This is a genomic window from Gluconacetobacter brunescens, from assembly GCF_048695475.1.
Taxonomy (GTDB): domain Bacteria; phylum Pseudomonadota; class Alphaproteobacteria; order Acetobacterales; family Acetobacteraceae; genus Gluconacetobacter.
In genome coordinates this window covers 1,505,157-1,528,053 of sequence record NZ_JBLHEN010000001.1, presented here as the reverse complement: position 1 = coordinate 1,528,053, position 22,897 = coordinate 1,505,157, and the positions used below count along the sequence as shown (strand labels likewise).

At 64.7% G+C, this 22,897-nt stretch carries 19 protein-coding genes; 11 read left to right on the top strand and 8 right to left on the bottom strand.

Annotated features, from left to right (window positions below; genetic code table 11):
* The first annotated feature begins 6 nt into the window (after positions 1 to 6).
* The 5 genes from ACMAUO_RS06840 (at position 7) to ACMAUO_RS06820 (ending at position 3,708) form a co-directional block, all read left to right on the top strand.
* Complete coding sequence (locus tag ACMAUO_RS06840; protein ID WP_420356174.1) at positions 7 to 888, top strand: F0F1 ATP synthase subunit gamma; 882 nt, start codon at positions 7 to 9, stop codon at positions 886 to 888.
* Between the two features lie 37 nt (positions 889 to 925).
* Positions 926 to 2,401 (top strand): F0F1 ATP synthase subunit beta, encoded by a 1,476-nt coding sequence (gene atpD / locus ACMAUO_RS06835; RefSeq protein ID WP_420356173.1) that lies wholly within the window; start codon positions 926 to 928, stop codon positions 2,399 to 2,401.
* Positions 2,402 to 2,432: 31 nt separating this feature from the next.
* On the top strand, positions 2,433 to 2,855 hold the full coding sequence (gene atpC, locus ACMAUO_RS06830) for an ATP synthase F1 subunit epsilon (protein WP_420356172.1): 423 nt from the start codon (positions 2,433 to 2,435) through the stop codon (positions 2,853 to 2,855).
* 216 nt (positions 2,856 to 3,071) lie between these two features.
* Complete coding sequence (locus ACMAUO_RS06825) at positions 3,072 to 3,320, top strand: DUF4160 domain-containing protein (RefSeq protein WP_420356171.1); 249 nt, start codon at positions 3,072 to 3,074, stop codon at positions 3,318 to 3,320.
* Entirely contained in the window at positions 3,304 to 3,708 is a 405-nt protein-coding gene (locus tag ACMAUO_RS06820; protein ID WP_420356170.1) for a DUF2442 domain-containing protein, read from the top strand. Before ACMAUO_RS06825 ends, ACMAUO_RS06820 begins: the two co-directional genes overlap by 17 nt.
* Positions 3,709 to 3,824: 116 nt before the next feature.
* Here the strand turns inward: ACMAUO_RS06820 and queF are convergent, their stop codons facing one another.
* Positions 3,825 to 4,304 (bottom strand): preQ(1) synthase, encoded by a 480-nt coding sequence (gene queF / locus ACMAUO_RS06815; RefSeq protein ID WP_420356169.1) that lies wholly within the window; start codon positions 4,302 to 4,304, stop codon positions 3,825 to 3,827.
* Positions 4,305 to 4,438: 134 nt separating this feature from the next.
* Between queF and rnd the strand changes: the two genes are divergently transcribed.
* Together rnd and ACMAUO_RS06805 are read left to right on the top strand one after the other, a co-directional pair.
* Positions 4,439 to 5,620, top strand: a complete 1,182-nt coding sequence (gene rnd, locus ACMAUO_RS06810; RefSeq protein ID WP_420356168.1) for a ribonuclease D — start codon at positions 4,439 to 4,441, stop codon at positions 5,618 to 5,620.
* 250 nt (positions 5,621 to 5,870) lie between these two features.
* Positions 5,871 to 6,590 (top strand): GcrA family cell cycle regulator, encoded by a 720-nt coding sequence (locus tag ACMAUO_RS06805; protein WP_420357225.1) that lies wholly within the window; start codon positions 5,871 to 5,873, stop codon positions 6,588 to 6,590.
* Between the two features lie 144 nt (positions 6,591 to 6,734).
* On the opposite strand, the gene ACMAUO_RS06800 is transcribed toward ACMAUO_RS06805, so the two are convergent.
* Positions 6,735 to 7,235 (bottom strand): bactofilin family protein, encoded by a 501-nt coding sequence (locus tag ACMAUO_RS06800; RefSeq protein WP_420356167.1) that lies wholly within the window; start codon positions 7,233 to 7,235, stop codon positions 6,735 to 6,737.
* A 475-nt stretch (positions 7,236 to 7,710) separates the two neighbouring features.
* Here ACMAUO_RS06800 and ACMAUO_RS06795 point away from each other — a divergent pair, with 475 nt between their 5' ends.
* The 4 genes from ACMAUO_RS06795 (at position 7,711) to ACMAUO_RS06780 (ending at position 13,064) form a co-directional block, all read left to right on the top strand.
* Positions 7,711 to 8,727 (top strand): adenosine kinase, encoded by a 1,017-nt coding sequence (locus tag ACMAUO_RS06795; protein ID WP_420356166.1) that lies wholly within the window; start codon positions 7,711 to 7,713, stop codon positions 8,725 to 8,727.
* A gap of 210 nt (positions 8,728 to 8,937) precedes the next feature.
* A complete protein-coding gene (gene typA / locus ACMAUO_RS06790) occupies positions 8,938 to 10,761 on the top strand; it encodes a translational GTPase TypA (protein ID WP_420356165.1) in 1,824 nt (607 codons plus the stop codon).
* A 394-nt stretch (positions 10,762 to 11,155) separates the two neighbouring features.
* The gene (locus ACMAUO_RS06785) at positions 11,156 to 12,502 is read left to right on the top strand and encodes a GGDEF domain-containing protein (protein ID WP_420356164.1); all 1,347 of its coding nucleotides are present in this window, start codon (positions 11,156 to 11,158) and stop codon (positions 12,500 to 12,502) included.
* Between the two features lie 274 nt (positions 12,503 to 12,776).
* Positions 12,777 to 13,064, top strand: a complete 288-nt coding sequence (locus ACMAUO_RS06780; protein WP_420356163.1) for a hypothetical protein — start codon at positions 12,777 to 12,779, stop codon at positions 13,062 to 13,064.
* Positions 13,065 to 13,199: 135 nt separating this feature from the next.
* Here the strand turns inward: ACMAUO_RS06780 and ACMAUO_RS06775 are convergent, their stop codons facing one another.
* The 6 genes from ACMAUO_RS06775 to alr form a co-directional block, all read right to left on the bottom strand.
* A complete protein-coding gene (locus ACMAUO_RS06775) occupies positions 13,200 to 16,271 on the bottom strand; it encodes a type I restriction endonuclease subunit R (protein WP_420356162.1) in 3,072 nt (1,023 codons plus the stop codon).
* Positions 16,271 to 17,410, bottom strand: coding sequence for a DUF4268 domain-containing protein (locus ACMAUO_RS06770; RefSeq protein ID WP_420356161.1), 1,140 nt, complete (start codon positions 17,408 to 17,410; stop codon positions 16,271 to 16,273). The genes ACMAUO_RS06775 and ACMAUO_RS06770 overlap by 1 nt, the downstream gene beginning before the upstream one ends.
* The gene (locus tag ACMAUO_RS06765) at positions 17,410 to 18,684 is read right to left on the bottom strand and encodes a restriction endonuclease subunit S (protein ID WP_420356160.1); all 1,275 of its coding nucleotides are present in this window, start codon (positions 18,682 to 18,684) and stop codon (positions 17,410 to 17,412) included. The genes ACMAUO_RS06770 and ACMAUO_RS06765 overlap by 1 nt, the downstream gene beginning before the upstream one ends.
* On the bottom strand, positions 18,681 to 20,198 hold the full coding sequence (locus tag ACMAUO_RS06760) for a type I restriction-modification system subunit M (protein WP_473965174.1): 1,518 nt from the start codon (positions 20,196 to 20,198) through the stop codon (positions 18,681 to 18,683). Before ACMAUO_RS06760 ends, ACMAUO_RS06765 begins: the two co-directional genes overlap by 4 nt.
* 121 nt (positions 20,199 to 20,319) lie before the next feature.
* Entirely contained in the window at positions 20,320 to 21,576 is a 1,257-nt protein-coding gene (locus ACMAUO_RS06755) for a D-amino acid dehydrogenase (RefSeq protein ID WP_420356159.1), read from the bottom strand.
* Positions 21,573 to 22,814 (bottom strand): alanine racemase, encoded by a 1,242-nt coding sequence (gene alr / locus ACMAUO_RS06750; RefSeq protein WP_420356158.1) that lies wholly within the window; start codon positions 22,812 to 22,814, stop codon positions 21,573 to 21,575. Before alr ends, ACMAUO_RS06755 begins: the two co-directional genes overlap by 4 nt.
* Between the last annotated feature and the right edge of the window lie 83 nt (positions 22,815 to 22,897).

Sequence of the window (22,897 nt, the reverse complement as noted above, 5' to 3'; positions counted from 1 at the left end):
GCACCCATGGCATCCCTCAAGGACCTTCGCGCGCGGATCGGCAGCGTCAAATCGACGCGGAAGATCACCAGCGCCATGAAGATGGTGGCGGCGGCCAAGCTGCGCCGGGCCCAGACCCGTGCCGAGGCCGCCCGCCCCTATGCGGCGGCGATGCGCCGGATGCTGGCTGAACTGGGTGCCGGCACGCGGGGCCAGTCCGGCCTGCCGACCCTGCTGGCCGGCTCGGGCAACGACCGGATTCACCTGCTGATCCCGGTCACCAGCGATCGCGGGCTGGCGGGTGGCTTCAACGCCAACGTCAACCGCAAGACCCGCGACCTGATCGGCCAGTTGCAGGCCGAGGGCAAGACCGTCCGCCTGCTGCCGGTCGGCCGCAAGGGCGGCGACTACCTGATGCGCGAATTCTCCGACCTGATCGTGGACACGATCCACGGTTCGGGTGGCAAGGAGATTCCGTTCTCGGCCGCCGCCGAGCTTGGCGAGCGGATCGCCGCCATGGCGGAGAAGGGCGAATTCGACGTCTGCACGCTGGTGTATAACCGCTTCCAGAACGTCATGTCGCAGACGCCGACCGCGATGCAGCTGATCCCGCTGGCGCTGCCGGCGAACGATACGGCGGTATCGGCCGACGCGCCGGTTTACGAGTTCGAGCCGGGCGAGGAAGAACTGCTCTCCAGCCTGCTGCCGCGCAACCTCCAGGTGCAGATCTATGCCACGCTGCTGGAGAGTGCGGCGGGCGAGCAGGGCGCGCGCATGACCGCGATGGACAACGCCACGCGCAATGCGGGCAAGGCCATCGACCGGCTGACCCTGAAATACAACCGCACCCGCCAGACCAACATCACCAACGAACTGATCGAGATCATCTCGGGCGCCCAGGCGCTCTGAGCTACGATCCGCTTCCCTCGCCGCAGGAGCTGACCCCATGTCGGAAACCACAGTGAACCAGGCTCCTGCCGCCACGCAGGGCCAGTCCAGCAACATCGTCGGCCGCGTGACGCAGGTACGCGGCGCGGTTGTGGACGTGCAGTTTGAAGGCACGCTGCCGCATATTCTCGACGCGCTGCATGTCACCTTCAACGGCCAGACGGTCGTGCTGGAAGTGGCGCAGGAAATCGGCGAGCACGAAGTGCGCTGCATCGCCATGGACTCGACCGACGGGCTGACCCGTGGCGCCGAGGTCGTGGCGACCGGTGCCCAGATCACCGTGCCGGTCGGCCCGGGCACGCTGGGCCGCATCCTGAACGTGATCGGCGAGCCGATCGACGAGCGCGGCCCGGTGCCGGCGGCCAAGCGCTACCCGATCCATCGCAAGGCGCCGTCGTTCGAAGAGCAGGCGGCCGCGACCGAGATCCTGGTCACCGGCATCAAGGTCGTCGACCTGCTGTGCCCGTACCTGAAGGGCGGCAAGATCGGCCTGTTCGGCGGTGCCGGCGTGGGCAAGACCGTCATCATCCAGGAACTGATCAACAACATCGCCAAGGCCCATGGCGGCGTGTCGGTGTTTGCCGGCGTCGGCGAGCGGACCCGCGAGGGTAACGACCTGTATTACGAAATGCAGGACGCGGGCGTGATCAAGCTGGGCGAGAACACGACCGAAGGCTCCAAGGTGGCGCTGGTCTATGGCCAGATGAACGAGCCGCCGGGTGCCCGCGCGCGCATCGCGCTGTCGGGCCTGTCGCTGGCCGAGTATTTCCGTGACGAGGAAGGGCAGGACGTTCTGTTCTTCGTCGACAATATCTTCCGCTTCACGCAGGCGGGTGCCGAGGTTTCGGCGCTGCTGGGCCGTATCCCCTCCGCCGTGGGCTATCAGCCGACGCTGGCGACCGAGATGGGCGCGCTGCAGGAGCGCATCACCTCGACCAAGAAGGGTTCGATCACCTCGGTGCAGGCCGTGTACGTGCCGGCCGACGATCTGACCGATCCGGCGCCTGCCGCGACCTTCGCCCATCTGGATGCGACCACGGTGCTGAACCGCTCGATCGCGGAAATGGGCATCTATCCGGCCGTCGATCCGCTGGATTCGACCTCGCGCTCGCTCGACCCGAAGATCGTCGGCGAGGAGCATTACCAGGTGGCGCGCGACGTGCAGCGCATCCTGCAGACCTACAAGTCGCTGCAGGACATCATCGCCATTCTGGGCATGGACGAACTGTCGGAAGACGACAAGCAGCTCGTGGCGCGGGCGCGCCGCATCCAGCGTTTCCTGTCGCAGCCGTTCCACGTCGCCGAGGTCTTCACCGGCGCGCCGGGCAAGCTGGTTTCGCTGGAAGACACCGTGCGCTCGTTCAAGGCGATCGTGGCCGGCGAGTATGACCACCTGCCCGAAGGTGCGTTCTACATGGTCGGCTCGATCGAAGAAGCGGTCGCGAAGGCCGAGAAGATGAAGGAATCGGCCTGAACGGCCGGCTCCCGCGCAAGGAAGACAGCCCATGTCGATTGAGGTCGAGATCGTCAGCCCCGAGAAGGTTCTCTTCTCGCGTGCTGTCGAGATGGCGGTGATCCCGGGCCTGGAGGGCGATATCGCCGCCATGCCCGATCGTGCGCCGATGATGCTGCTGCTGCGCGGCGGTGTGGTCGAACTGTATGAGAACGGGGCGGTGACGGAGCGGTTCTTCGTGGCCGGCGGATTCGCCGACATGACCGCCACGCGCTGCACCATCCTGGCCGACCAGGCGACGGCGCTGGCCGACCTGTCGGTGGCCGATGCCCAGAAGCGCCTTGCCGGGCTGGAGTCGTCCTACGACGCCGCCGACAAGATGAACGTGCCGGCGCTGGACCTGCTGATGGCGAAGATGCAGTCCGCCCGGGCTGAAATCGAGGCCGCTGGTGGCGAGGCCGTGAAGGCGGCCTGAGCCTTTCTTCAGCGGACTGGTTTCATGTGGAACGCCCCCGGCTCCTGCGAGCCGGGGGCGTTTTGCGTTCTTTTTTGGAAAAAAGAACCAAAAAACTTCTGATCTGATCGGGGGCCTTTGTGCTTGCGTGTTCCGGGGCTTCGGAGCGGGGCGCTATCCGCCCTCTGGGTTCTGCTTTAAAATACCCATCTGGTTGGGTTTGTGGTAGAAGGGCGTATGCCGACGGTTCATCGGGTGGGGCGCTTCCGGTTCGTGATCTACGCGAACGACCATGACCCGGCGCATGTCCATGTGTTCTGCGACGGGCGGGAGATTGTTATCAATCTCTGGGGCGCCGAGGTGACGATCCGGGATATTGATCCTGGTGTGAAGCGGTCGGACGTGCGTGAGGCGTTCAGGATCGCGGTGGAACAGCGCGAAACCCTGTTGCAGGCATGGAGGATGATTGATGCGCAGCGATCATGATATCGAAAAGCAGATTGATGCCGCCTATGAACGGGGGCGTATCCGGCGTGAGACCGTGCCGCAGGCTGTTGCCGCCGGTTACGATGCCGCGAGCGGTCGCGTGACGATTGAACTGTCCAACGGCGTCCGTTTCGAATTTCCGGCCGCTCTGGCGCAGGGACTTGAAGGGGCGATGGCCGAGCAACTGGCCCAGGTGGAGATCATGGGTGGTTACGGCCTGCATTGGGAGGCGCTGGATGTCGACCTGCTGGTGCCGGAACTGATGGCCGGGCTGTTCGGGTCCCGTGCCTATATGGCGGCCAGGGCGGGGCGGCAGGTTTCGCCAGCCAAGGCGGCGGCGGCACGGCGGAACGGCACCAAGGGTGGGCGGCCACGAAAAGTGGCATGATGGGCGTTCTTTTTTAAAAGTCTGATCTGTTCAGGAGCCTTTATGCCTGCACGTTCCAAGGCTCCTGAACGAATAAAAGTCTTTTTGCTTCTTTTTCGTAAGACAAAAGAAGGTCTTTAGCCGCGCCCGCGATACCCCGGCACATCCTGATCGGGAATCCACACATCGGCCGGCGGGGCACCGGTCTGCCAGAACACGTCGATGGGCATGCCGCCGCGTGGGTACCAGTAGGCGCCGATGCGCAGCCAGACCGGGGCGAGCAGGTCGACCAGGGTGGTGGCGATCTGGACCGTGCAGGCTTCGTGGAAGGCGCCGTGGTTGCGGAAGCTGGTCAGGAACAGTTTGAGCGACTTGCTCTCCACGATCCACTGGTCGGGCACGTAGTCGATGACCAGGTGGGCGAAGTCGGGCTGGCCGGTGACGGGGCAGAGCGAGGTGAATTCGGGCGCGGTGAAGCGGACCAGGTAGCGCCGGTCGCGATAGGGGGCGGGGACGCGCTCCAGCGTCGCGTCCTCGGGGCTGGCGGGCTGGGCGGAGGCGCGGCCGAGTTGGGTGAGGGCCTGGGTGCCGTCGTCGGGCGGGGTGGATGCGCTCATGGTGTGGTCCTTGCGATACGGGGAGGTGGGATCTGTGGGGAGGGGTGATGTCAGAGCCGCCTTTCCCGCGTCAAGCGGCGGTTTTCCCCCGTGGGTGCTTTCGCACCGGTAGGGCCCCATGATAACAGGACCGGATGGCGCGTGCACTCAAAGCGGATTTTCCCGCCCCTGTCCTGATGACCTCCACCGACGAACTGGTTGCGGTTGTCGAACGATTGCGGCGGGAGCCGTTCGTGACGATCGATACCGAGTTCGTCCGCGAACGGACCTACTGGCCGGAACTGTGCCTGGTGCAGTTGGCCGGCGAACAGGACGTGGTGGTGGTGGACACGCTGGCGCCCGGCCTGGACCTGACGCCGCTGGGCGAACTGCTGGACGATCCGGCGGTGACCAAGGTATTTCATGCCGCGCGGCAGGACCTGGAGATTTTCCTGCATCTGTTCGGCCGGCTGCCGGCGGCGCTGTACGATACCCAGGTGGCGGCGATGGTCGCCGGGTATGGCGACCAGGTGGGGTATGACAACCTGGTCTCGTCGCTGACCGGCGCGCATATCGACAAGGCGCACCGGTTTTCCGACTGGTCCGCGCGGCCGCTGTCGCCGGCGCAGATTGCCTATGCCGCCGCCGACGTGACCTATCTGCGCACCGTCTACCAGCTTCTGCGCGAGCGGCTGGAGACGGAAGGGCGGACGGAATGGGTGGCGGCCGAACTGGCGGTGCTGACCCGGCCGGAGACGTTCCGCCCCGACCCGGAGACCCTGTGGGAGAAGATGCGCCCCCGCACCAGCAACCGGCGCATGCTGGGCATTCTGCGGGCCATCACCGCGTGGCGCGAACTGGAGGCCCAGCGGGTGAACGTGCCGCGCCAGCGGCTGCTGAAGGACGAGAGCCTGCTGGAGATCGCGGCGACGGCCCCGACCGATGCCGAGGCGCTGGCGCGCGTGCGCGGGGTGTCGCGCGGCTTTGCCGAGGGGCGCAGCGGCGCCGGGCTGCTGGAGGCCATTGCGGCGGCGCATGCGCTGCCCGAGGCATCGCTGCCGCGCCAGAGCCGGGGCAAGGACGGCCCGCGCCCGTCGCCGGCGCTGGTTGCGCTGCTGAAAGTGCTGCTGGCGGCGTGCTGCGAGGAACATGACGTGGCGCCGCGCCTGGTGGCGTCGTCGGAGGATATCGACCGGCTGGCGCTGGAGGCCGAGCCCGACCTGCCGTTGTTGCAGGGCTGGCGGCGCGTGGTGTTCGGCGAGGAGGCGCTGGCGCTGAAAGCCGGGACCATGTTGCTGGGGGTGGACGGGACGCGCATTCGCCGGGTCGGGTCCTGAAAGCCTGACCGCACATGCGGTCTGGCGGCGTGTCCTCCGCGCGTTCCGGCACTTCGATGCCCGGAAATACATGACGGGCGCGCCAGCCACGTGCGCGGTCGGGCTTCGATAAGTTCCGCACGTTTTTTCCCCCGGGTTGTGAACAGGTTACTCCCAGCCTTGTCCACAAGATTTTGTGGTGGGATGGTTGAGTCCACCACAAGATAAGCCTAGTTTTCGGCTGTCCTTCGTCAGGAGAGATGGCATGGCAATGGAATGGACCGAGGAGACGATTGCGCGTCTCCGCGCGCTTTGGCAGCAGGGGCTGTCGACGGCCGAGATCGGTCGCCAGCTTTCGGTGACGAAGAACGCGGTTGTGGGCAAGGCGCATCGCCTCGGTCTGCAGGCGCGTCCGTCACCAATTCGCAGACCGCCGGCTTCGGCCCGGGCGGCCGAACCGGGCGAGGCGGTTGCGCCGGCCCCGGAAAACGCCGCCGCTCCGGTGCCGGTTGCGCCGGTTGTGGTGCCGCCGGCCGCGTCGCCGGTGGCCACGGCGCCCGCGCCCGTTACCGCACCCGCGCCTGTTGCGGTGGTGCCTTCACCCGTCGTGTCGCCTGTGGCGGCACCTGCCGTGCCGGCGCCGCGTGTGGCCGAGGCCGCGCCGGTCGTGAGCCCGGTCCGGCCGCCGGCCGAGCCGGTGGCCAAGGCGCCGGTGCGCGCCGAGCCTGCGCCGGTGGTTCAGGTGGCGGCGGAGCCGCCGGTTGCCGCGGCCAGCGTGTCGCGGCCGGAAACGCCGCGTGCGCCGTTGCGCGCGGTCTCCAGCCCCGCGCCGCGCCGCAGCGGCCTGAGCTGCTGCTGGCCGCTGGGCGATCCGGGCACGCCGGGCTTTCATTTCTGCGGGGCGACGCCGGTCCCTGGAAAGCCCTATTGCGCGGAACATGCGCAGCTTGCCTATGTGAAGCTGCGCGACCGGCGCGACAACGTGGCCTGACAGGCCGGCCACGCCGGAACCGATTATGAAAAAACGCCGCGGATCGTTGTGATCCGCGGCGTTTTTTTATGGTGTTTTCTGGAATGCCCGTGAAGGCCGGCGGCGCGTTGCCGCGCCGCCGTGCATGGACCGGTTGGGCGGGGTTCAGCCGGCCGGGGCTTCCGTCGGCGCCTCGGTCGGGGCGGGGGCCTCGGTGGCCTGCGGGATCGGCGGGGCGCCGGTGATCATTTCCAGATGACCGCTGACCTGGCCGCCATCTTCCACCTGCAGGCGGCGGCACTTCGCCTTGCCCAGCAGGCGGCCGGAGGAGCGGATGGTCAGGCTGCCGCGCACCGTCAGCGTGCCGTCGATGGTGCCGGCCAGATCGGCGTCCTCGACCTCGATCTCGCCACGGAACATGCCGCCGTGGGCGACCTGGAGTTCCTGCGCGTTGATCATGGTGGATTCCACCGTGCCTTCGACGACCAGGCGCTCGGCATCCTGGATCGAGCCCTGGACGCTGATGCCGCGCCCGACCACGAGCGTGCGGCGGTCGCTGTTATCCTTGCGGGGGGCGGGTGCCTGGCCCGGCAGGCCGGGGCGGCCGGGAATCGGGGAAGCGCCGGGCGGAGAGGGCGGATTGGACGGGAGCGGGGCGCGGGCCATGGGAGCGGTCTCCTTGGACGACTGGGGAAAGGAAGGGGTGCCGGCGGCCGGCGTCGCGCCCTGGCGGACGGGAGTGGCACCGGCAGGAGGGGGCGGGAACTCGATCTGCGAACTCGCCGGCCGGCCGGTGGGCGACGAAGCGCCGACGGGCGGCTTCGCGTCTTCTGGCTTGGGTTTTTTTCTTGAGAACAAAAGCATACCCCGCTGCTGTCGAAGGTGAAGCCGCGCATGGCCCGGCGATCGGGACACGGATGGTTCGCGAACGCATCCGGAAAACCGGTGTCTGGAACGATTAAGGATTACACGCGCGGGTGATGTCGGAAAAGCGGGAAGCCGCAACTTTACGAACAAGAAATGCAGCCATTGCGACCCCGCTGCCCCGGTGTTAGCGAAAGGGCTGTCTGTACGACGATCTTGGTGATTTGATGGCACGCCGGCCGCACAGGTCCGCCGGCGCGCGCGGGAGAAGAATGGAATGTCTGTGACGGGTGCCGGCAGCGCGGCCGAATGCCGCTTCGATCTGCTGGGGATCGGCAATGCGATCATCGATGTTCTGGCGCCGGTCGAGCCGGATTTCCTGGCCGAGCAGGACATGATCCCCGGCAGCATGATGCTGATCGATGCCGAGCGTGCCGAAAAACTTTACGGCCTGGTGCGCCGCGAGCGCGAGATGGGGGGCGGTTCGGCGGCCAATACCTGCGTGGTGGCGGCCAATCTGGGCGCGCGCGTGGCCTATCTGGGCAAGGTGGCGGACGATGCGCCGGGCCGCACCTTCGCCGCCGACCTTCAGCAGTCGGGCGTCTATTTTCCGTCGTCGTTCCTCGATGGCCGCGCGGGGCGCGAGCAGCCGACGGCGCGCTGCCTGGTGATGGTGACGCCGGACGGCCAGCGGACGATGAACACCTATCTGGGCGCGTGCGTGACCTTCGGGCCCGAGGACGTGCTGGCCGACGTGGTGGCCGACGCGCATGTGACCTATCTGGAAGGCTATCTGTTCGACCCGCCGCATGCGCAGGAGGCGTTCCGCCAGGCGGCGGCGCTGGCGCACGCGGCCGAGCGGCGGGTGGCGCTGTCGCTGTCCGACCCGTTCTGCGTCGCGCGGCATCGCGATGCCTTCCGCGAACTGGTGCATGGGCATATCGACATCCTGTTCGCCAACGAGGAGGAAATCTGCTCGCTGTACCAGACCGAGGATTTCACCACCGCGATGAACCAGGCCGCCGCCGACACGCATTTCGCGGTGCTGACGCGCTCGGGGCAGGGCAGCGTGATCATCCGGGGCGACGAGCGGATCGACGTGGCGCCGGTGGCGACGCAGGTGATCGACACCACCGGGGCGGGCGATGCCTATGCCGCCGGCTTCCTCGCCGGCTGGACCTCGGGCCGGACGCTGGCGGAATGCGGGCGGCTGGGCAGCGTCGCGGCGTCGGAAATCATCTCGCACTATGGCGCGCGGCCGCTGGTGAACCTGCAACAGGACATGGAACTCTAGGCTCCCGGCCCCGCGCCCGGGGCGCGGCGGGACGCATCCATGCGGCGGGCGGGCGGGACCTGTGGTGAAGTTTCGCGTGCAATCCGCGTGCGTCCCCTCTATCTAGCGCGGTGAATAGAGATCATCCGTCGGTTCCGGCCGCCGTCCGCAGGGCGCGCGGCCGGCCGGCTTGCCCGTTCGGGCCCGCGAAGGAAGTCAGGTCACACACGTATGGACATTCGCAATATCGCCATCATCGCTCACGTCGACCATGGCAAGACCACGCTGGTCGACCAGCTTCTGAAGCAGTCCGGGTCGTTCCGCGAGAACCAGCATGTCGCCGAGCGGGCGATGGACAGCAACGACCTGGAGCGCGAGCGCGGCATCACCATCCTGGCCAAGTGCACCTCGGTGGTGTGGAAAGATACCCGCATCAACATCATCGATACGCCGGGCCACGCCGATTTCGGCGGTGAGGTGGAGCGCATCCTGAGCATGGTGGACGGTGCTGTGGTGCTGGTGGATTCCGCCGAGGGCGCGCTGCCGCAGACCAAGTTCGTGGTCGGCAAGGCGCTGGCGCGCGGGCTGAAGCCGATCGTGGTCGTCAACAAGATCGATCGTGGCGATGCCCGTCCGGACGAAGTGCATAACGAGATCTTCGACCTGTTCGCCGCCTTGGGCGCGAATGACGAGCAGCTCGACTTCCCGATGCTGTACGCCTCGGGCCGTCAGGGCTGGGCGGATGAGGAGCTGGAGGGCGCGCGCAAGGACCTGTCGCCCATGTTCGACCTGATCCTGCGCCATGTGCCGGCGCCGACGGTGGACAAGGACGCGCCGTTCGCCATGGTCGCGACCATTCTGGAGAACGACAACTTCCTGGGCCGCGTGCTGACCGGCCGCGTCGAGCAGGGTCGCGCGAAGGTGAATATGCCGGTGCGCGTGCTGCGCCCCGACGGCTCGGTGGTCGAGACCGGCCGCCTGACTAAGCTGCTGTCGTTCCGTGGCCTGGACCGCGTGCCGGTGGAAGAGGCCGAGGCGGGCGACATCATCGCCGTGGCCGGGCTTTCCGAAGCGACCATTCCCGAGACCATCGCCTCGCCCGAAGTGACCGTGCCGCTGGAATCCATGCCGGTCGATCCGCCGACCCTGTCGATGACCTTCCGCCTGAATGACGGCCCGCTGGGCGGCCGCGAGGGCAAGAAGGTGACGTCGCGCCAGATCCGCGACCGGCTGTTCAAGGAGACCGAGGGCAATGTGGCCATCCGTGTTTCCGAAAGCCCGGAGAGCGAGGCGTTCGAGGTGGCCGGCCGTGGCGAACTGCAGCTTGGCGTGCTGATCGAGCAGATGCGCCGCGAAGGCTTCGAGCTGACGATCGGCCGTCCGCGCGTGCTGTTCCGCACCAATGAAGAGACCGGCGAGCGCGAAGAGCCGTACGAAGAGGTGCTGATCGACGTCGACGAGCCCTATTCGGGCGTGGTCGTCGAGAAGATGGCGATGCGCAAGGGCCTGATGCAGGACATGCAGCCTTCGGGCGGCGGCAAGGTGCGCCTGACCTTCCTGATCCCGTCGCGCGGGCTGATCGGCTACCACGGCGAGTTCCTGACCGACACGCGCGGCACGGGCATCATGAACCGTCTGTTCTCGGGCTATCAGCCCTGGGCCGGGCCGATCGAGGGACGCCGCAACGGGTCGCTGATCTCGTCGGAAGACGGTGCGACGACCCAGTATTCGCTGTACTCGCTCCAGGATCGCGGCACCCTGTTCGTCGATGCCGGCGAGAAGGTGTATATCGGCATGATCATCGGCGAGCATTCGCGCGAGAACGACCTGGAAGTGAACCCGGTCCGCGAGAAGAAGCTGACCAACATCCGTGCCGCCGGCAAGGACGAGGCGCTGCTGCTGACGCCGCCGCGCAAGATGAACCTGGAACAGGCGATCGCCTATATCGAGGACGACGAACTGGTCGAGGTGACGCCGTCGGCGGTGCGGATTCGCAAGCGCTATCTGGACCCGCACGAGCGCAAGAAGCGTGACCGCGCCGGCGCTTCGGCCTGACAGGGCTGTTACCCGTCCGGATCTGAAGATCCGGACGGCTGGCACGGTTTGAGGGCAGGGCCATGGCGGCTTTCTGGCGAGCGGATGCGCGCCGGGGAGCCGCCATGGCCCGATCCGTTTGGGCGGTTCTCCGGCGGATTGCGCAACCGTCGTCGCGGGGCGGTATGACAAATTGTTGCCGGCGGTACTGCCCTTCAAGAGATTAAGATGCGGGAAATTGCCACGGATAGGCAAATCTGATAGGCGCGCTGAAAAATGACGGGAGGCTTGCCTGCCTGCCCTGTTCGCACAACCATTGACGACGCACGCTATTTTAACGACGCAAGCTCAGGACTAGAAAAAAAATCCTTCTGAAAAGGAAGCGCACGTGTTTTTCGCCGAGAATTTTGTGTCGATGCCTGTTGAGGAACAATGGGAGTATATCATCGCCCATACGCCGGACAGGATCAGGCACGGGCTTAGCGAAATCGTCCGGCGGGACGGCAGGACCTGTGTCGTCAATTTCTACGAAGCCCTGCTCAAGCTGCCCGATGCCGCGATCTTCCTCGAACGGGATACGGTCGAGAAGCGCCTGAGGGGGAGCCTGCTGGCCTGGCTGGAGCGGCTGTTTCCGGAGCAGGAGACGGATATCGGCGAACTGCGCGCGTTGCAGGAGCGGGTCGGCTCGATCCACGCGCAGCTCGAAATTTCGCCCGGCCTCGTGTCGTATGGCTTCTATTTCATAAAGATGAGCATCAACCTGCTCATTATCGATTATTTCGAGACGAAGGAGGACCAGCTTCGGGCCGTGATCTATTGCCAGTCCATGGTCGATTTCGCCATGGCCTACATGAACAGGGCCTACAATACGAAGTTCAGGAAGAAGGTCGAACAGGACCAGTCCTTCAAGATGTTCTCGCTGGGGCAGGACCTGAATTTCGAGAAGGAAACCCAGAAGACGACCTTCTTCGAGTGGAGCACCCAGGCCCTGTTCTGCCTGTGCGAGCAGCGGCTGGGCGACCTGCAGACGATCGGTGAATCGCAGTTCGGCCTGTGGATGGCCCACAAGGGGCAGAACCTGTTCAACGGCACGGACGATTTCGCGCTGCTTCAGGACATGATCGGGTCCATCGACCGGCGGATCGCGGACGTGCGCGCGCTGGATGTCGTGCCCGCCGGCTTCGCGATGGAACTGAGGAACAATATCCGCGACGTCACCTTCCTGACCGGCCGGCTGTTCCAGGCGATGGAAGCCTTGCAGAGCGGGCTGGACCCGCTGACCAAGACGCTGACCCGCCGTTTCCTGGATGTGGTGATCCAGAACGAGATCGCGTTTTCCCTGTCGCACGACAAGGTGTTCAGCATCATTCTGCTCGATATCGATTTCTTCAAGAAGATCAACGATACCAGCGGCCATCTGGCGGGCGACGAGGCGCTGCGCCACGTTGCCGATATCATCATGAATACGGTCCGCAGCAACGATTTCGTCTTCCGTTACGGCGGGGAGGAATTCCTGATCGTCCTGACGGAAAGTTCGGGCGCGGAGGCCGCCGAGTGCGCGGAGCGCATTCGCAGCCGGATCGAGGACAGTGCCATTCCGTGTTCGACGGGGATGACCATTTCGCTGACCATCTCGGGCGGGATTGCGACATTCCGTGGCGGGACCAAGATCAGCACGCTGATCGAGCAGGCGGATCGCGCGCTCTATGCCGCCAAGGAGGCGGGACGGAACCGGATCGAAATCTATTCCCGCACCGGCTGAGGGCTGCCTGTCGCCGCGCGCCGGCGGTGCATGTGACGCATGTGACGTACTTCGTAACGATTTTGAGTTTGAGATTACGTTGCAATTAAGGCAATGTGCCGGGTAGTCGGCGGATATTTATGTATTTTAATGCGAGACGAGGCGGGGGCGGCGTGCTACCAATGCAGGGCACGGTCCGCATGCCGCGTTGCGTCGTCTGCCAGAACGGGGATGCGTCCTCCGGCTGCGGATCCGGGTGTTGATTGGGATGACGTCCTGATTCTGGAGACATTCAATGATCGTTTCGACTCGTCGGTTCCTGGCCGTTCTTTCGACCGTCGCCCTGGTGGGCGCCGCCATTCCGGCAATGGCGCAGGAAGCACCGGCCACGCCGGCGGCTCCCGCCGCTCCGGCCGTGACCGCGCCTGCGGCGCCGCCCGCCCCGAGCACCCCGGAAGCCGCGCCGGCCGAGCAGGCGGCTCCGACGACCTCCAGCGAGGCACCGAAGACGCATAAGCACAAGCGCAAGCACCACCACAAGAAGACGACGACCGCGCCGACGGAAGCCAGCCCGTCCAACTGATCGGGTCTACCGTCATGGCGCGGGCTTTGGCCCGGTCGCCGGAAGGAAGCGGGGGTGGCTTGGCCACCCCCGTTTTTTTTGGCGATTCGGGTGTGGCCGTGCCTTCGAGAGGGTGCCGCGTGCCTGGCGACAAGGTCAGGCTATGGCCAATGCCTCGGCCTGCCGAAGGACCAGCTTGACCGCTTCGGACGCCAGATCGGGCGGGTAACCATGTTTTTTCAGGATCCGCTTGATGGCGACCCGCATTCGTGCGCGCACATTCTCGCGCTTCCACCAGTCCGTGCCTGAGTTGTTGCGGATCGTCGAGACCAGTTCCGTCGCGATGACCCTGAGATCGTGATTGCTCATGACCTGCACGGCGCTTTCGTTCTGCGCCAGTGCATCATAGAAAGCGCGTTCTGCCTCGTTCAGGCCGTCTTCGGGTTCATTGCGCAGATCCTTTGCCAGCGCGATCAGTTCCTGGAGGATCTGCAACGCATCGACGCTGCGGTTGTGGTAGCGCGCGATGGCCTGTTCCAGCCGCGCCGAAAAGGCCTCATGCTGCACGACATTCGTTCGGGTCCGGGCTGAAATCTCGCCATTCAGCAGCTTCTTGAGGGCCTCTACCGCCAGGTTGCGGTGTTTCATGGCCTGGAGTTCCAGCATGAACGCATCCGACAGCACGCTGATGTCGGGACGATCGAAACCGCAGGCTTTCAGAATGTCGACGACCTCTGTCGAAGCGACGGCCTTGTTGATCAATTGCTGGATGGCGAAATCGCTCTCGCCTTCATGACCACCGCCCCTCGCATCCAGTTTCACCAAGCTGGACCGTACGGCTGCAAAGAAGGCCACTTCCTCGGCATGCTCCGTTGCCTGGGGACCTCCCGATGCCAGCTTGTAGGCCTTTACCAATGCTGCGACCGCGTTGTGAAAACGCCTGATTTCCTTCGTGCCGTCATGGTCCTTGGCCAAGATGTGGTCGATCGCTGCTGGCAGGGCGGCCAGGCGTTCGCCCGGCGTGCCATGCAGCGCCGCCGAATAGTCGAACCCGTGAAATTGCGTTCGCGCCACATCCAGCGCATCGAGAAACGCCGCGACCGCTTCTGCCTCGTCGATGCCAGTCTGGGCCTGATCGGTCTTTGAATAATGGGCCAGCGCCGCCTTCAGTTCGGCGGCGATGCCGATGTAATCGACCACCAAACCCGCCGGCTTGTCGCGGAACACGCGATTGACGCGGGCGATGGCCTGCATCAGGCCATGCCCCTTCATCGGCTTGTCCACGTAGAGCGTGTGCATGCATGGCGCATCGAATCCCGTGAGCCACATGTCACGTACGATCACGAGTTTGAGGGGGTCGGCCGGGTTCTTGAACCGCCCCCGGATCGCCTCCTGTCGGCTTTTGGAGCGGATATGGGGCTGCAAGGACGCCGGGTCGGTCGCCGCGCCGGTCATGACGACCTTGACGCTGCCGGTGTCGTCGGTTTCTCCGTGCCAGTCGGGGTGGGCGGCGACGATGCGGTCATAGACCTCGGCGCAGATGCGGCGGCTCATGCAGACGATCATCGCCTTGCCGTCCATTGCCTCCAGGCGGGCGTCGAAATGGGCCAGGATATCCCGCACCACCGTGTCGAGCCGCTTGTCCGCCCCCACCAGCGCTTCGACCCGCGCCCATTTCCTGGCGCTTGCGCTGGCCTGGTCCTCGGCCAGCGTTTCGGTCGCCTCGCTGAAATCGTCATCCAGCGTGGCGGCGATGTCTTCATCGAGGGTGATCTTCGCCACCCGTGCCTCGTAATAGATCGGCACGGTCGCGCCGTCGGCCACGGCCTGGGCGATGTCGTAGACGTCGATATAATCGCCGAAGACGCCGCGTGTGTCAGCGCCGACCAGTTCGACCGGCGTGCCGGTGAAGGCGATATAGACCGCGTTCGGCAGGGCCTTGCGTAACTGATAGGCCAGGCCGTGGCGGATTTCGCCAGTCTCCCGGTTCAGTTTCGCCTCGAAGCCGTACTGCGTGCGATGTGCCTCGTCGACCAGGACCACGACATTGGAGCGTGTCGTGAGTTCCGGGAAGGTCTCGCCTGTTTCCGGGCGGAATTTCTGGATGGTCGAGAAGATGATGCCGCCGACATTGCGATCCAGCAGGCGGTGCAGGTCCTCGGTTTTCTCGGCCTGCACCGGTTCCTCGCCCAGCAGATCCTTGCAGCGAGCGAAGGTGGCGAACAACTGATTGTCCAGGTCGTTGCGGTCGGTCAGCACCAGCAGCGTGGGGTTTTCCATTGCCGGGTCGTGCATCACCCGGCCCGACAGGAACGCCATCAGCAGGCTCTTGCCCGACCCCTGAGTGTGCCAGATGACGCCGCCCCTGCCGTCGCTCATGCGTGCCGACAGGATCGTGTCGCACGCCTTCCGCACGGCGTGGAACTGGTGATAGCCGGCAATTTTCTTGACCGGGCCTTTGCCCTCGTCCTCGAACACCACGAACCAGCGCAGCATATCGAGCAATATCCCCGGGGCGAGCAGCCCCTGAGTGAGGGTGGACAGGTCCAGCGCGGCGCCTTTGGGCACCAGCGTCTGGCCATCGATCGTACGCCAGTTCATGTAGCGGTCGAAACCCGCCGAGAGTGCGCCGTACCGTGCATGCAGCCCGTCGGAAATGACCGTCAGCAGGTTGGTGCGGAACAAGTCCGGGATATCGGCGCGGTAGGTGTCGATCTGGTTCCACGCCGCCTTGATCGCGGCCCCTTCCACGCCCTTGAGTTCCACCACCACCAGCGGCAGGCCGTTGAGGAACAGCACCACATCGGGAATGCGTGCCGTCTTGCCCACCACGTCGAACTGCCGGACGGCGCGCCAGTCATTGCGCGTGTTCGCCCAGTCCACCAGTTGCACGCGGGCATGGCGTTCCTCGCCGTCGCGGAAGAACGTCACCGGGACGCCATGCACCATCAGGTCGTGCAGGCGGCGGTTTTCCTGCACCACGTCCGACACGAACACCGGGTCCGTTATCCGGCGGGCCGCTTCTTCGCGTGCAGAGAGGGGGATATCCGGATTCAGGCGTTCGAGGCTGTCGCGCAGAACGGGGGTGAGGATCGTGTCGCGAAAGCTGGTGCGAAGTTGGGGCTGCGCCTCGGGTGAGGCGGCGGCACCCTGCATCAGCGTGTAGCCCAGCGGGGCGAGGCTTTCCATGAAATGCGTTTCAAGCGCCGCCTCGCTGATCCAGGCCATTATTCCTGTCCTTCTTCCTGGAGGCCGAGCAACTGGCCGGCCTGCCTGAGGGGTGCCTGTATTGCTGCGACCAGGGCCTTCAGATGTACGGACAGCCAGCGGACCATGTCTGGCCAGGATTCCTTGTTGTAGCCATCGAACGGCTTGGCATACACGATGCGGCAAGCCTTCTTGTCATCCATGCGTCGCCAATCAAGCGGATGGCCGAAGGCGGCTTCTATTTCGGCGCGGCGCGCAAAAAGCTGATCGAACAGCCACTTGTTTTCCGATGCTTCGAATCGCGACAGCGATAACTCAACCCGAGCCTCGCTATGGCTGAACACCATCGAAAACGGGCATGACCGCACGCCTGATCCGGCATTCAGCCAATGATCCCTGGACGGACTGATATTTGCATAAAGCCCGATGCCGTCCGCCTGCAGGCGTGCCAAAGCCTGCGTCCAGAACTGGAGACGCAATTCATGTGCGCGTTGCCGTGTTCCCTGTGCGGCGGTCTCTTCGACTTCCTTCGACGAGATGCCGATCATGTAGTCTGCCGCTTCAGGCGGGGGGATGATCTGCTGGAGATCAAGGAATAGTTCTTCGGCGTATGCAAAGGGTGTCACGCGGAAACATTGTGCCCGGATTCCTCGGCTGATAAGCCACATAACCGTTGCCGTCACTTCACGCCTGAAATGTGCCGCGACGAAAACCATTCTTTGGCCGTTTCCGGGGTTCAGGCCCGCTTCCTGTAGCTCCTCGACTTCCAGAAAATCGCAGATCCGTTCGCTCGCCGAGCCGCCACCACAATAGCGGTCCAGGTATTTCTGGTAGATGTCGACGATCTGGCCTGCTTTCAGGGTGGACACATAAGCTGTGTATTTCAATGCCTGCCAAGTGACGTCCCGCCCGGAATCATCCAGTTTGTTTTCGATCACGACAAGGTTGCCTTCCTTGTCGAGAGCCAGCAGGTCCAGCCGTTCTCTGGTTTCGTCGAAACCGTCGAATTCCTTTTGCAGGATCAGCAGGTCTTCGCCCAAAGCATCGGGCTGATGAACGAGCCATTCCTGTAGATGGTCGCGCTCGCGCAGGGCAAGGTCGCAGAAGCGCTTCTGCGTGAGGCGAGAGATGCGGTTGCTGGCACGGTCCACGCGATACATCAGGCGATCTCCTCAATCATCTCGCGGGCTGCGGGGACGCGGAGTTCGCCGGACATGAGGCGGGGGAGAAGGGTGTCGCGCAGGCTGGCGAGGGTGCGGTTTTGGTCAATGGCCAAGCGAATACCCGCAAACCATGTCACTACAGCCGCATCGAAAGCTGAATGCACATTCGGAGGCGCTTCTACGAAAGGTATTTTCTTCATATTTGCCTGATTGAGTTTCGCCTGCACAGCGCCATTAACGAAACCAGAAATTTCGGCTTGGTCAAAATAACATTTTAATTGCGGAACGGAGAAGCGGCGTCCTTTCAGTACATGTGCATGATTGTTGACCCAGGATGGTCCCCATATATATTGAGTGAACGGTGTTCCATTTGATCTAACTACAGAGCCATCTTCACCAATGAGGAGTAATTCCTCATCGAAAAGGGGCTGATTTACATAATCCATTATTGATGTTGCGCCGTAATAGGGGATGTTTCCGGCTTTTTGGGCGCGCTGAGTTTTTGAGAGCGGGATACGTCGAGAATCTAGAATTTCCAGTTCTTGACCGATACTCGAAATCCTCCACCCCATTGGTAGCCCATTTTCACCAAAGGTATCCGGGAAAAGCGCAGCCGTAGCAGCGTCCATGTGAGAGGGGGCGCGGCTTTCGGCGCGGGCGTACACCGGGTCGAAATCCACGAACCACGAGCGATAGAGCGCTCGCGCCATTTCTTCCAGCGTTGCCGCTGTTTTGCGGTTTAGCTCGATTTTGTTGTCTAGTGCGCCGAGGGTGGTGGCGATTTCGTGCTGTTCGCAAAGTGGAGGGAACGTGGCAGGAGCTTCTCTCAGGATACCTAAATTAATATGAGGTACACCTGTTTGTATTGTTTGTCTCTGCGAGTGTTCTGTGAACTCCGAGGAGCGAAGGTAGTAATAAACGAAGTCTCTATTCGCAATTTTATGGTCTATGTCAATCGCCATTTGACTTTGTGATACGACGTATGTTGATATTACACTTTTGTCTGGAATAATAGATACTTGTCCGAGTGTTCCGCGTTGAGTAACGATTATATTTCCCGGTCTTGCAACATTTGTTGCGAGATCCCGATCGAGTTTCTGCTGCGAGACATACGCAAACTCCCCCCCAACCCAGCGTCCGTTAATTTCCATGTTCGAGCCACGAATTACAGGGACGCCACAATCTGAGTAATCCCGTGTGGTGAGCTTCGAGCCAAAGGGGCCACCGATAATGCGCTTGGCGCCGCCTATGGCTTCGGCAAGGGTTTTCATCCAAGCATCCCCAGTCGAGCCTCAATCTCGCCTTCCAACCGTTGTCCTTCCGCAAATTGCTCTCGCAGAGTCTCCATCAACCGCTCGAACTTCTCCTCGAACGGTTCGTCATCTTCCTCGGCTGCGCCTGCGCCGACATAACGTCCGGGTGTGAGGACAAAATTGTGGGCGGCGATCTCTTCCAGGGTCGCGGATTTGCAGAAGCCGGAGACATCTTCATAATTGCCCTCGCGCGCTTCGCCGCGCCAGGCATGGTAGGTGGCGGCGATGCGGTGGACTTCTTCTTCCGACAATTGTTTCTGCTTGCGCGAGCCGGGTACCAGCGCGCCCATCTTGCGCGCGTCGATGAACAGGATCTCGCCGCGCCGGTCGCGCAGTTTCTCGTCCATGGCGACGCCGTTGGATTTGTCCTTCGCCAGAATCCACAGACAGGCCGGAATCTGGGTGCCGTAGAACAGTTGGCCCGGCAGGGCGACCATGCAGTCCACGGCGTCGCCCTGCACGAGGGCCTGCCGGATTTCGCCCTCGCCGCTGGACATGGAGGACATGGAGCCGTTGGCCATGACCACGCCACCGATGCCGGTGGCGGACAGGTGGGCGTGGATATGCTGGATCCAGGCGAAATTGGCGTTGCCGACGGGGGGCGCGCCGAAGCGCCAGCGATGGTCCTCGCGCAGCAGGTTGCCGGACCAGTCGGAAATGTTGAAGGGCGGGTTGGCGAGGATGTATTCGAAACGCTCGTCGGGGAATTCGTCGCGCAGCAGCGTGCCTTCGGAATTCCAGCGGATATCGCCGAAGATGCTGCGGATGGCGAGGTTCATTCGGGCGAGGCCGAAGGTGGTGTGGTTTCGTTCCTGCCCGTAGATCGCGATGTCTTCGCTGCGGCCCTGATGGGCCTCGATGAATTTTTCCGACTGGACGAAGAAGCCGCCGGTGCCGCAGCAGGGGTCGTAGACTCGGCCGCGGGTGGGCTCGATCATCTCGATCAGCGTATTGACGATGGATTTGGGGGTGTAGAACTCGCCGCCCCGCTTGCCCTCGTTGCCGGCGAATTCGCCGATGCAATATTCGTAGATACGGCCGATCAGGTCGAAATCGTCGGGGGTGCCCGCCAGCTTGAGGTTGGAGAACAGGTCGATCAGGCCGGTGAGCATGGCGCGGTCGATGCTCTCCTTGCCGAACACCTTGGGCAGGGCGCCCTTGAGGCTGGGATTCTCGGCCTCGATCTCGCGCATCGCGTCGTCGATCATGATGCCGATGCGGGCATCCTTGGCTTTGGCGGCGAGGGTGGACCAGCGGGCGGATGGCGGCACGAAGAACGTGTTTTCGGCCAGGTATTCCTCGCTGTCGTCCGGGTCGCCGCCCTCCTGGACGATCAGCGCGCGGCGGCGGTCAAAGGCTTCGGAGACGTAGCGCAGGAACAGGAGGCCGAGGGCGATATGCTTGTATTCTCCGGCATCCATGGCGCCGCGCATCTTGTCGGCGGCGGCGAACAGGGTTTTTTCGATACTCAAAATCGTCTCCGGGACAGTGCTTTCTATCGTGATAGACCGGGTTGTCCGGAATGGTCCATGCGCGGGCCGAGGGGGGCAGGCGTGCCGGATTGTGGCCGGCGCGCCTGTGTGATCGTCTGGTTCAGGCCGTGTAGCGGTCGATGGACAGGTCGAGGTGCGGGATGGCGGGGCGGCGGCCGGTGATCAGGTCGGCCAGGAGCTGGCCGGAGCCGCAGGCCATGGTCCAGCCCAGCGTGCCGTGGCCGGTGTTGAGCCACAGATTGCCGAAGCGGCCCGACAGGCCGATGACCGGGGTGCCGTCGGGGGTGTTGGGACGCAGGCCGGTCCAGTAGGTGGCGCGGCCAAGGTCGCCGCCGCCGAACAGCTCGGAGAAGGAGAGTTCCAGCGTGCGGCGGCGGTCGGGGCTGAGGCGCAGGCTGTAGCCCGTCAGTTCGGCGGTGCCGCCGATGCGGATGCGGTCGCCCAGGCGGGTGATGGCGACCTTGTAGCTCTCGTCATTGACCGTCGAGCTGGGGGCGCGGGCCTCGTCGGTCAGCGGGACCGTCAGCGAGTAGCCCTTGACCGGGTAGACCGGCAGGCTGATGCCCAGCGGGCGCAGCATCAGCGGCGAGTAGCTGCCCAGGGCCAGCACGTAGGCGTCGCCCGTGATGCGGCCGGTGGAGGTGCGGACGCCCATGATCTCGGTGGCGCTGGCGTCCAGCCCCTCGATGCGGGTTTCGTACTGGAAGGTGACGCCCAGTTCCTCGGCTTTCTGCGACAGGCGCTGGGTGAACATATGGGCGTCGCCGGATTCGTCGCCGGGGAGGTAGAGGCCGCCCTTCAGCAGGTGGCTGGCGTGGGCCAGGCCGGGTTCGCGCGCCACGATCTGCGTGACGTCGAGCAGTTCGTGCGGGATGTTGCTCTCGGTGAGCAGGCGCATGTCGTCGTGGGCGTGGTCGAGCTGGGACTGGGTGCGGAAAAGCTGGATCAGGCCCTTCTGGCGGTCGTCATAGGTGATGCCGGTTTGCGCGCGCAGGTCGGTCAGGCAGTCGCGGCTGTATTCGGCCACCCGCAGCATCCGCGCCTTGTTGACGTCGTAGGCATGGGCGTTGCAGTTGGCCAGCAATTGCGTCATCCAGCGCAGCATTGCCAGGTCGAGGCGGGCGCGGATGACCAGCGGGCTGTTCTTCTTCAGCATCCAGCCCAGCGCCTTCGGCGGCAGGCCGGGCATGGCCCATGGTGTGGAATAGCCGGGCGAGACCTGGCCCGCATTGGCGAACGATGTCTCCATCGCGGCGGCGGGCTGGCGGTCGATGACGGTCACCTCGTGACCCTGCCTGGCCAGATACCAGGCGGTGGTGGTGCCGATGACCCCGGCGCCCAGGACAATAACCTTCACGCATTCTCTCCCTGCGGTGATGCGGCGTCGCGACGGCCATGTGGCGAAATGTCCTCGCCTTCGGCACGCGTTGATATGTCCTCGCCATTTGCGCGCATTGATATGTCGTCGCGATAGAGGCGATGGTAGCGCGCGCCCAGGCCGGTCAGCAGTTCGTAGCCGATGGTTCCGGCGGCGTCGGCGGCGTCTTCGAGCGGATGGTGGGGGCCGATCAGGTCCAGCGCGGTGCCGGCGGCGAGGGGCGCGTCGTCCAGCGCCGTGACGTCGACCGCCAGGCAGTCCATGGAAATCCGGCCGACGATCGGCAGCATGATCTCCGGCCGGGCGGGCAGGATGGCGTGGCCCCGGCCGCCGATGGCGCGGGGGAAGCCGTCGCCGTAGCCCACGGCCAGCGTCGCGATCCGGCTGGGGCGGTCGGCGATGAAGCCGGCGCTGTAGCCCACCGCCGTGCCGGGGCCGATCTGGCGGGTCTGGATGATTCTCGCCTGGAGCCGGACGACCGGGCGCATCGGGTTCGGCTGGCCCGGGGTGGGGTTGATGCCGTACAGCGCGGCGCCGGGGCGCACCATGTCGAAATGCCAGTCGGGGCCGAGGAACAGGCCCGAGGACGCCGCCAGGCTGGCGGGCAGGGCGGGCAGGCGTGCGCGCAGGCGCTGGAAGGCGGCGTGCTGGGCGTGGTTGGCCGGGTGCGCGGGTTCGTCGGCGCAGGCCAGGTGGCTCATGACCAGTCTGGGGGTGAGGCCGGCCAGCGGGTCGTCCTGGGCCAGCAGCGTGTCGAGGTCTTCGGCCGACAGGCCGAAGCGGGACATGCCGCTGTCGAGTTGCAGCGCGGCGGGGAGAGCGGTGCCGGTCTGGCGGGCCAGCGCGCGCCAGCGGGCGATCTGTTCCAGGCTGTTCAGCACCGGGACCAGCCCGGCCTGGTGCAGGGCGGGTTCGGTGCCCGGCATGGCGCCGTTGAGGACGAAGATCGTGCTGTCGGGGCCGAGCAGGGGACGGATGGCGGCGCCTTCGGCCAGGTGGGCGACGAAGAAGGTACGGCAGCCGGCGCGGTGCAGCGCCGGGACCACCCGTGCGGCGCCCAGCCCGTAGGCGTTGGCCTTGACGGCGGCGGCGCAGGTGACGGCGGGGCCGACCCGGTCGCGCAGCAGACGGTAATTGTCGGCGAGGGCGGCCAGGTCGATGGTCAGGATGCCGCCGGCCGAGGCGGCGGGTTCGTTCGGTTCAGCGTCGACTGGCACGTAATGCGGGCTCCGGTCGGGATGCCTCACGATAGAGCATATTCCCCGTCGTGCAATGTCGGGCGTGCGGATCCGGGTGCGCG

Excerpts from the sequence above, each read along its gene's own strand:
- queF (WP_420356169.1), bottom strand. The coding sequence starts at position 4,304 with ATGAGCGCATCCACCCCGCCCGACGACGGCACCCAGGCCCTCACCCAA.
- atpC (WP_420356172.1), top strand. The coding sequence starts at position 2,433 with ATGTCGATTGAGGTCGAGATCGTCAGCCCCGAGAAGGTTCTCTTCTCG.
- rnd (WP_420356168.1), top strand. The coding sequence starts at position 4,439 with ATGGCGCGTGCACTCAAAGCGGATTTTCCCGCCCCTGTCCTGATGACC.
- ACMAUO_RS06785 (WP_420356164.1), top strand. The coding sequence starts at position 11,156 with ATGCCTGTTGAGGAACAATGGGAGTATATCATCGCCCATACGCCGGAC.
- ACMAUO_RS06775 (WP_420356162.1), bottom strand. The coding sequence starts at position 16,271 with ATGGCCTGGATCAGCGAGGCGGCGCTTGAAACGCATTTCATGGAAAGC.
- ACMAUO_RS06770 (WP_420356161.1), bottom strand. The coding sequence starts at position 17,410 with ATGTATCGCGTGGACCGTGCCAGCAACCGCATCTCTCGCCTCACGCAG.
- ACMAUO_RS06825 (WP_420356171.1), top strand. The coding sequence starts at position 3,072 with ATGCCGACGGTTCATCGGGTGGGGCGCTTCCGGTTCGTGATCTACGCG.
- ACMAUO_RS06780 (WP_420356163.1), top strand. The coding sequence starts at position 12,777 with ATGATCGTTTCGACTCGTCGGTTCCTGGCCGTTCTTTCGACCGTCGCC.
- ACMAUO_RS06800 (WP_420356167.1), bottom strand. The coding sequence starts at position 7,235 with ATGGCCCGCGCCCCGCTCCCGTCCAATCCGCCCTCTCCGCCCGGCGCT.
- ACMAUO_RS06840 (WP_420356174.1), top strand. The coding sequence starts at position 7 with ATGGCATCCCTCAAGGACCTTCGCGCGCGGATCGGCAGCGTCAAATCG.
- ACMAUO_RS06795 (WP_420356166.1), top strand. The coding sequence starts at position 7,711 with ATGTCTGTGACGGGTGCCGGCAGCGCGGCCGAATGCCGCTTCGATCTG.
- typA (WP_420356165.1), top strand. The coding sequence starts at position 8,938 with ATGGACATTCGCAATATCGCCATCATCGCTCACGTCGACCATGGCAAG.
- ACMAUO_RS06805 (WP_420357225.1), top strand. The coding sequence starts at position 5,871 with ATGGAATGGACCGAGGAGACGATTGCGCGTCTCCGCGCGCTTTGGCAG.
- atpD (WP_420356173.1), top strand. The coding sequence starts at position 926 with ATGTCGGAAACCACAGTGAACCAGGCTCCTGCCGCCACGCAGGGCCAG.
- ACMAUO_RS06820 (WP_420356170.1), top strand. The coding sequence starts at position 3,304 with ATGCGCAGCGATCATGATATCGAAAAGCAGATTGATGCCGCCTATGAA.
- ACMAUO_RS06765 (WP_420356160.1), bottom strand. The coding sequence starts at position 18,684 with ATGAAAACCCTTGCCGAAGCCATAGGCGGCGCCAAGCGCATTATCGGT.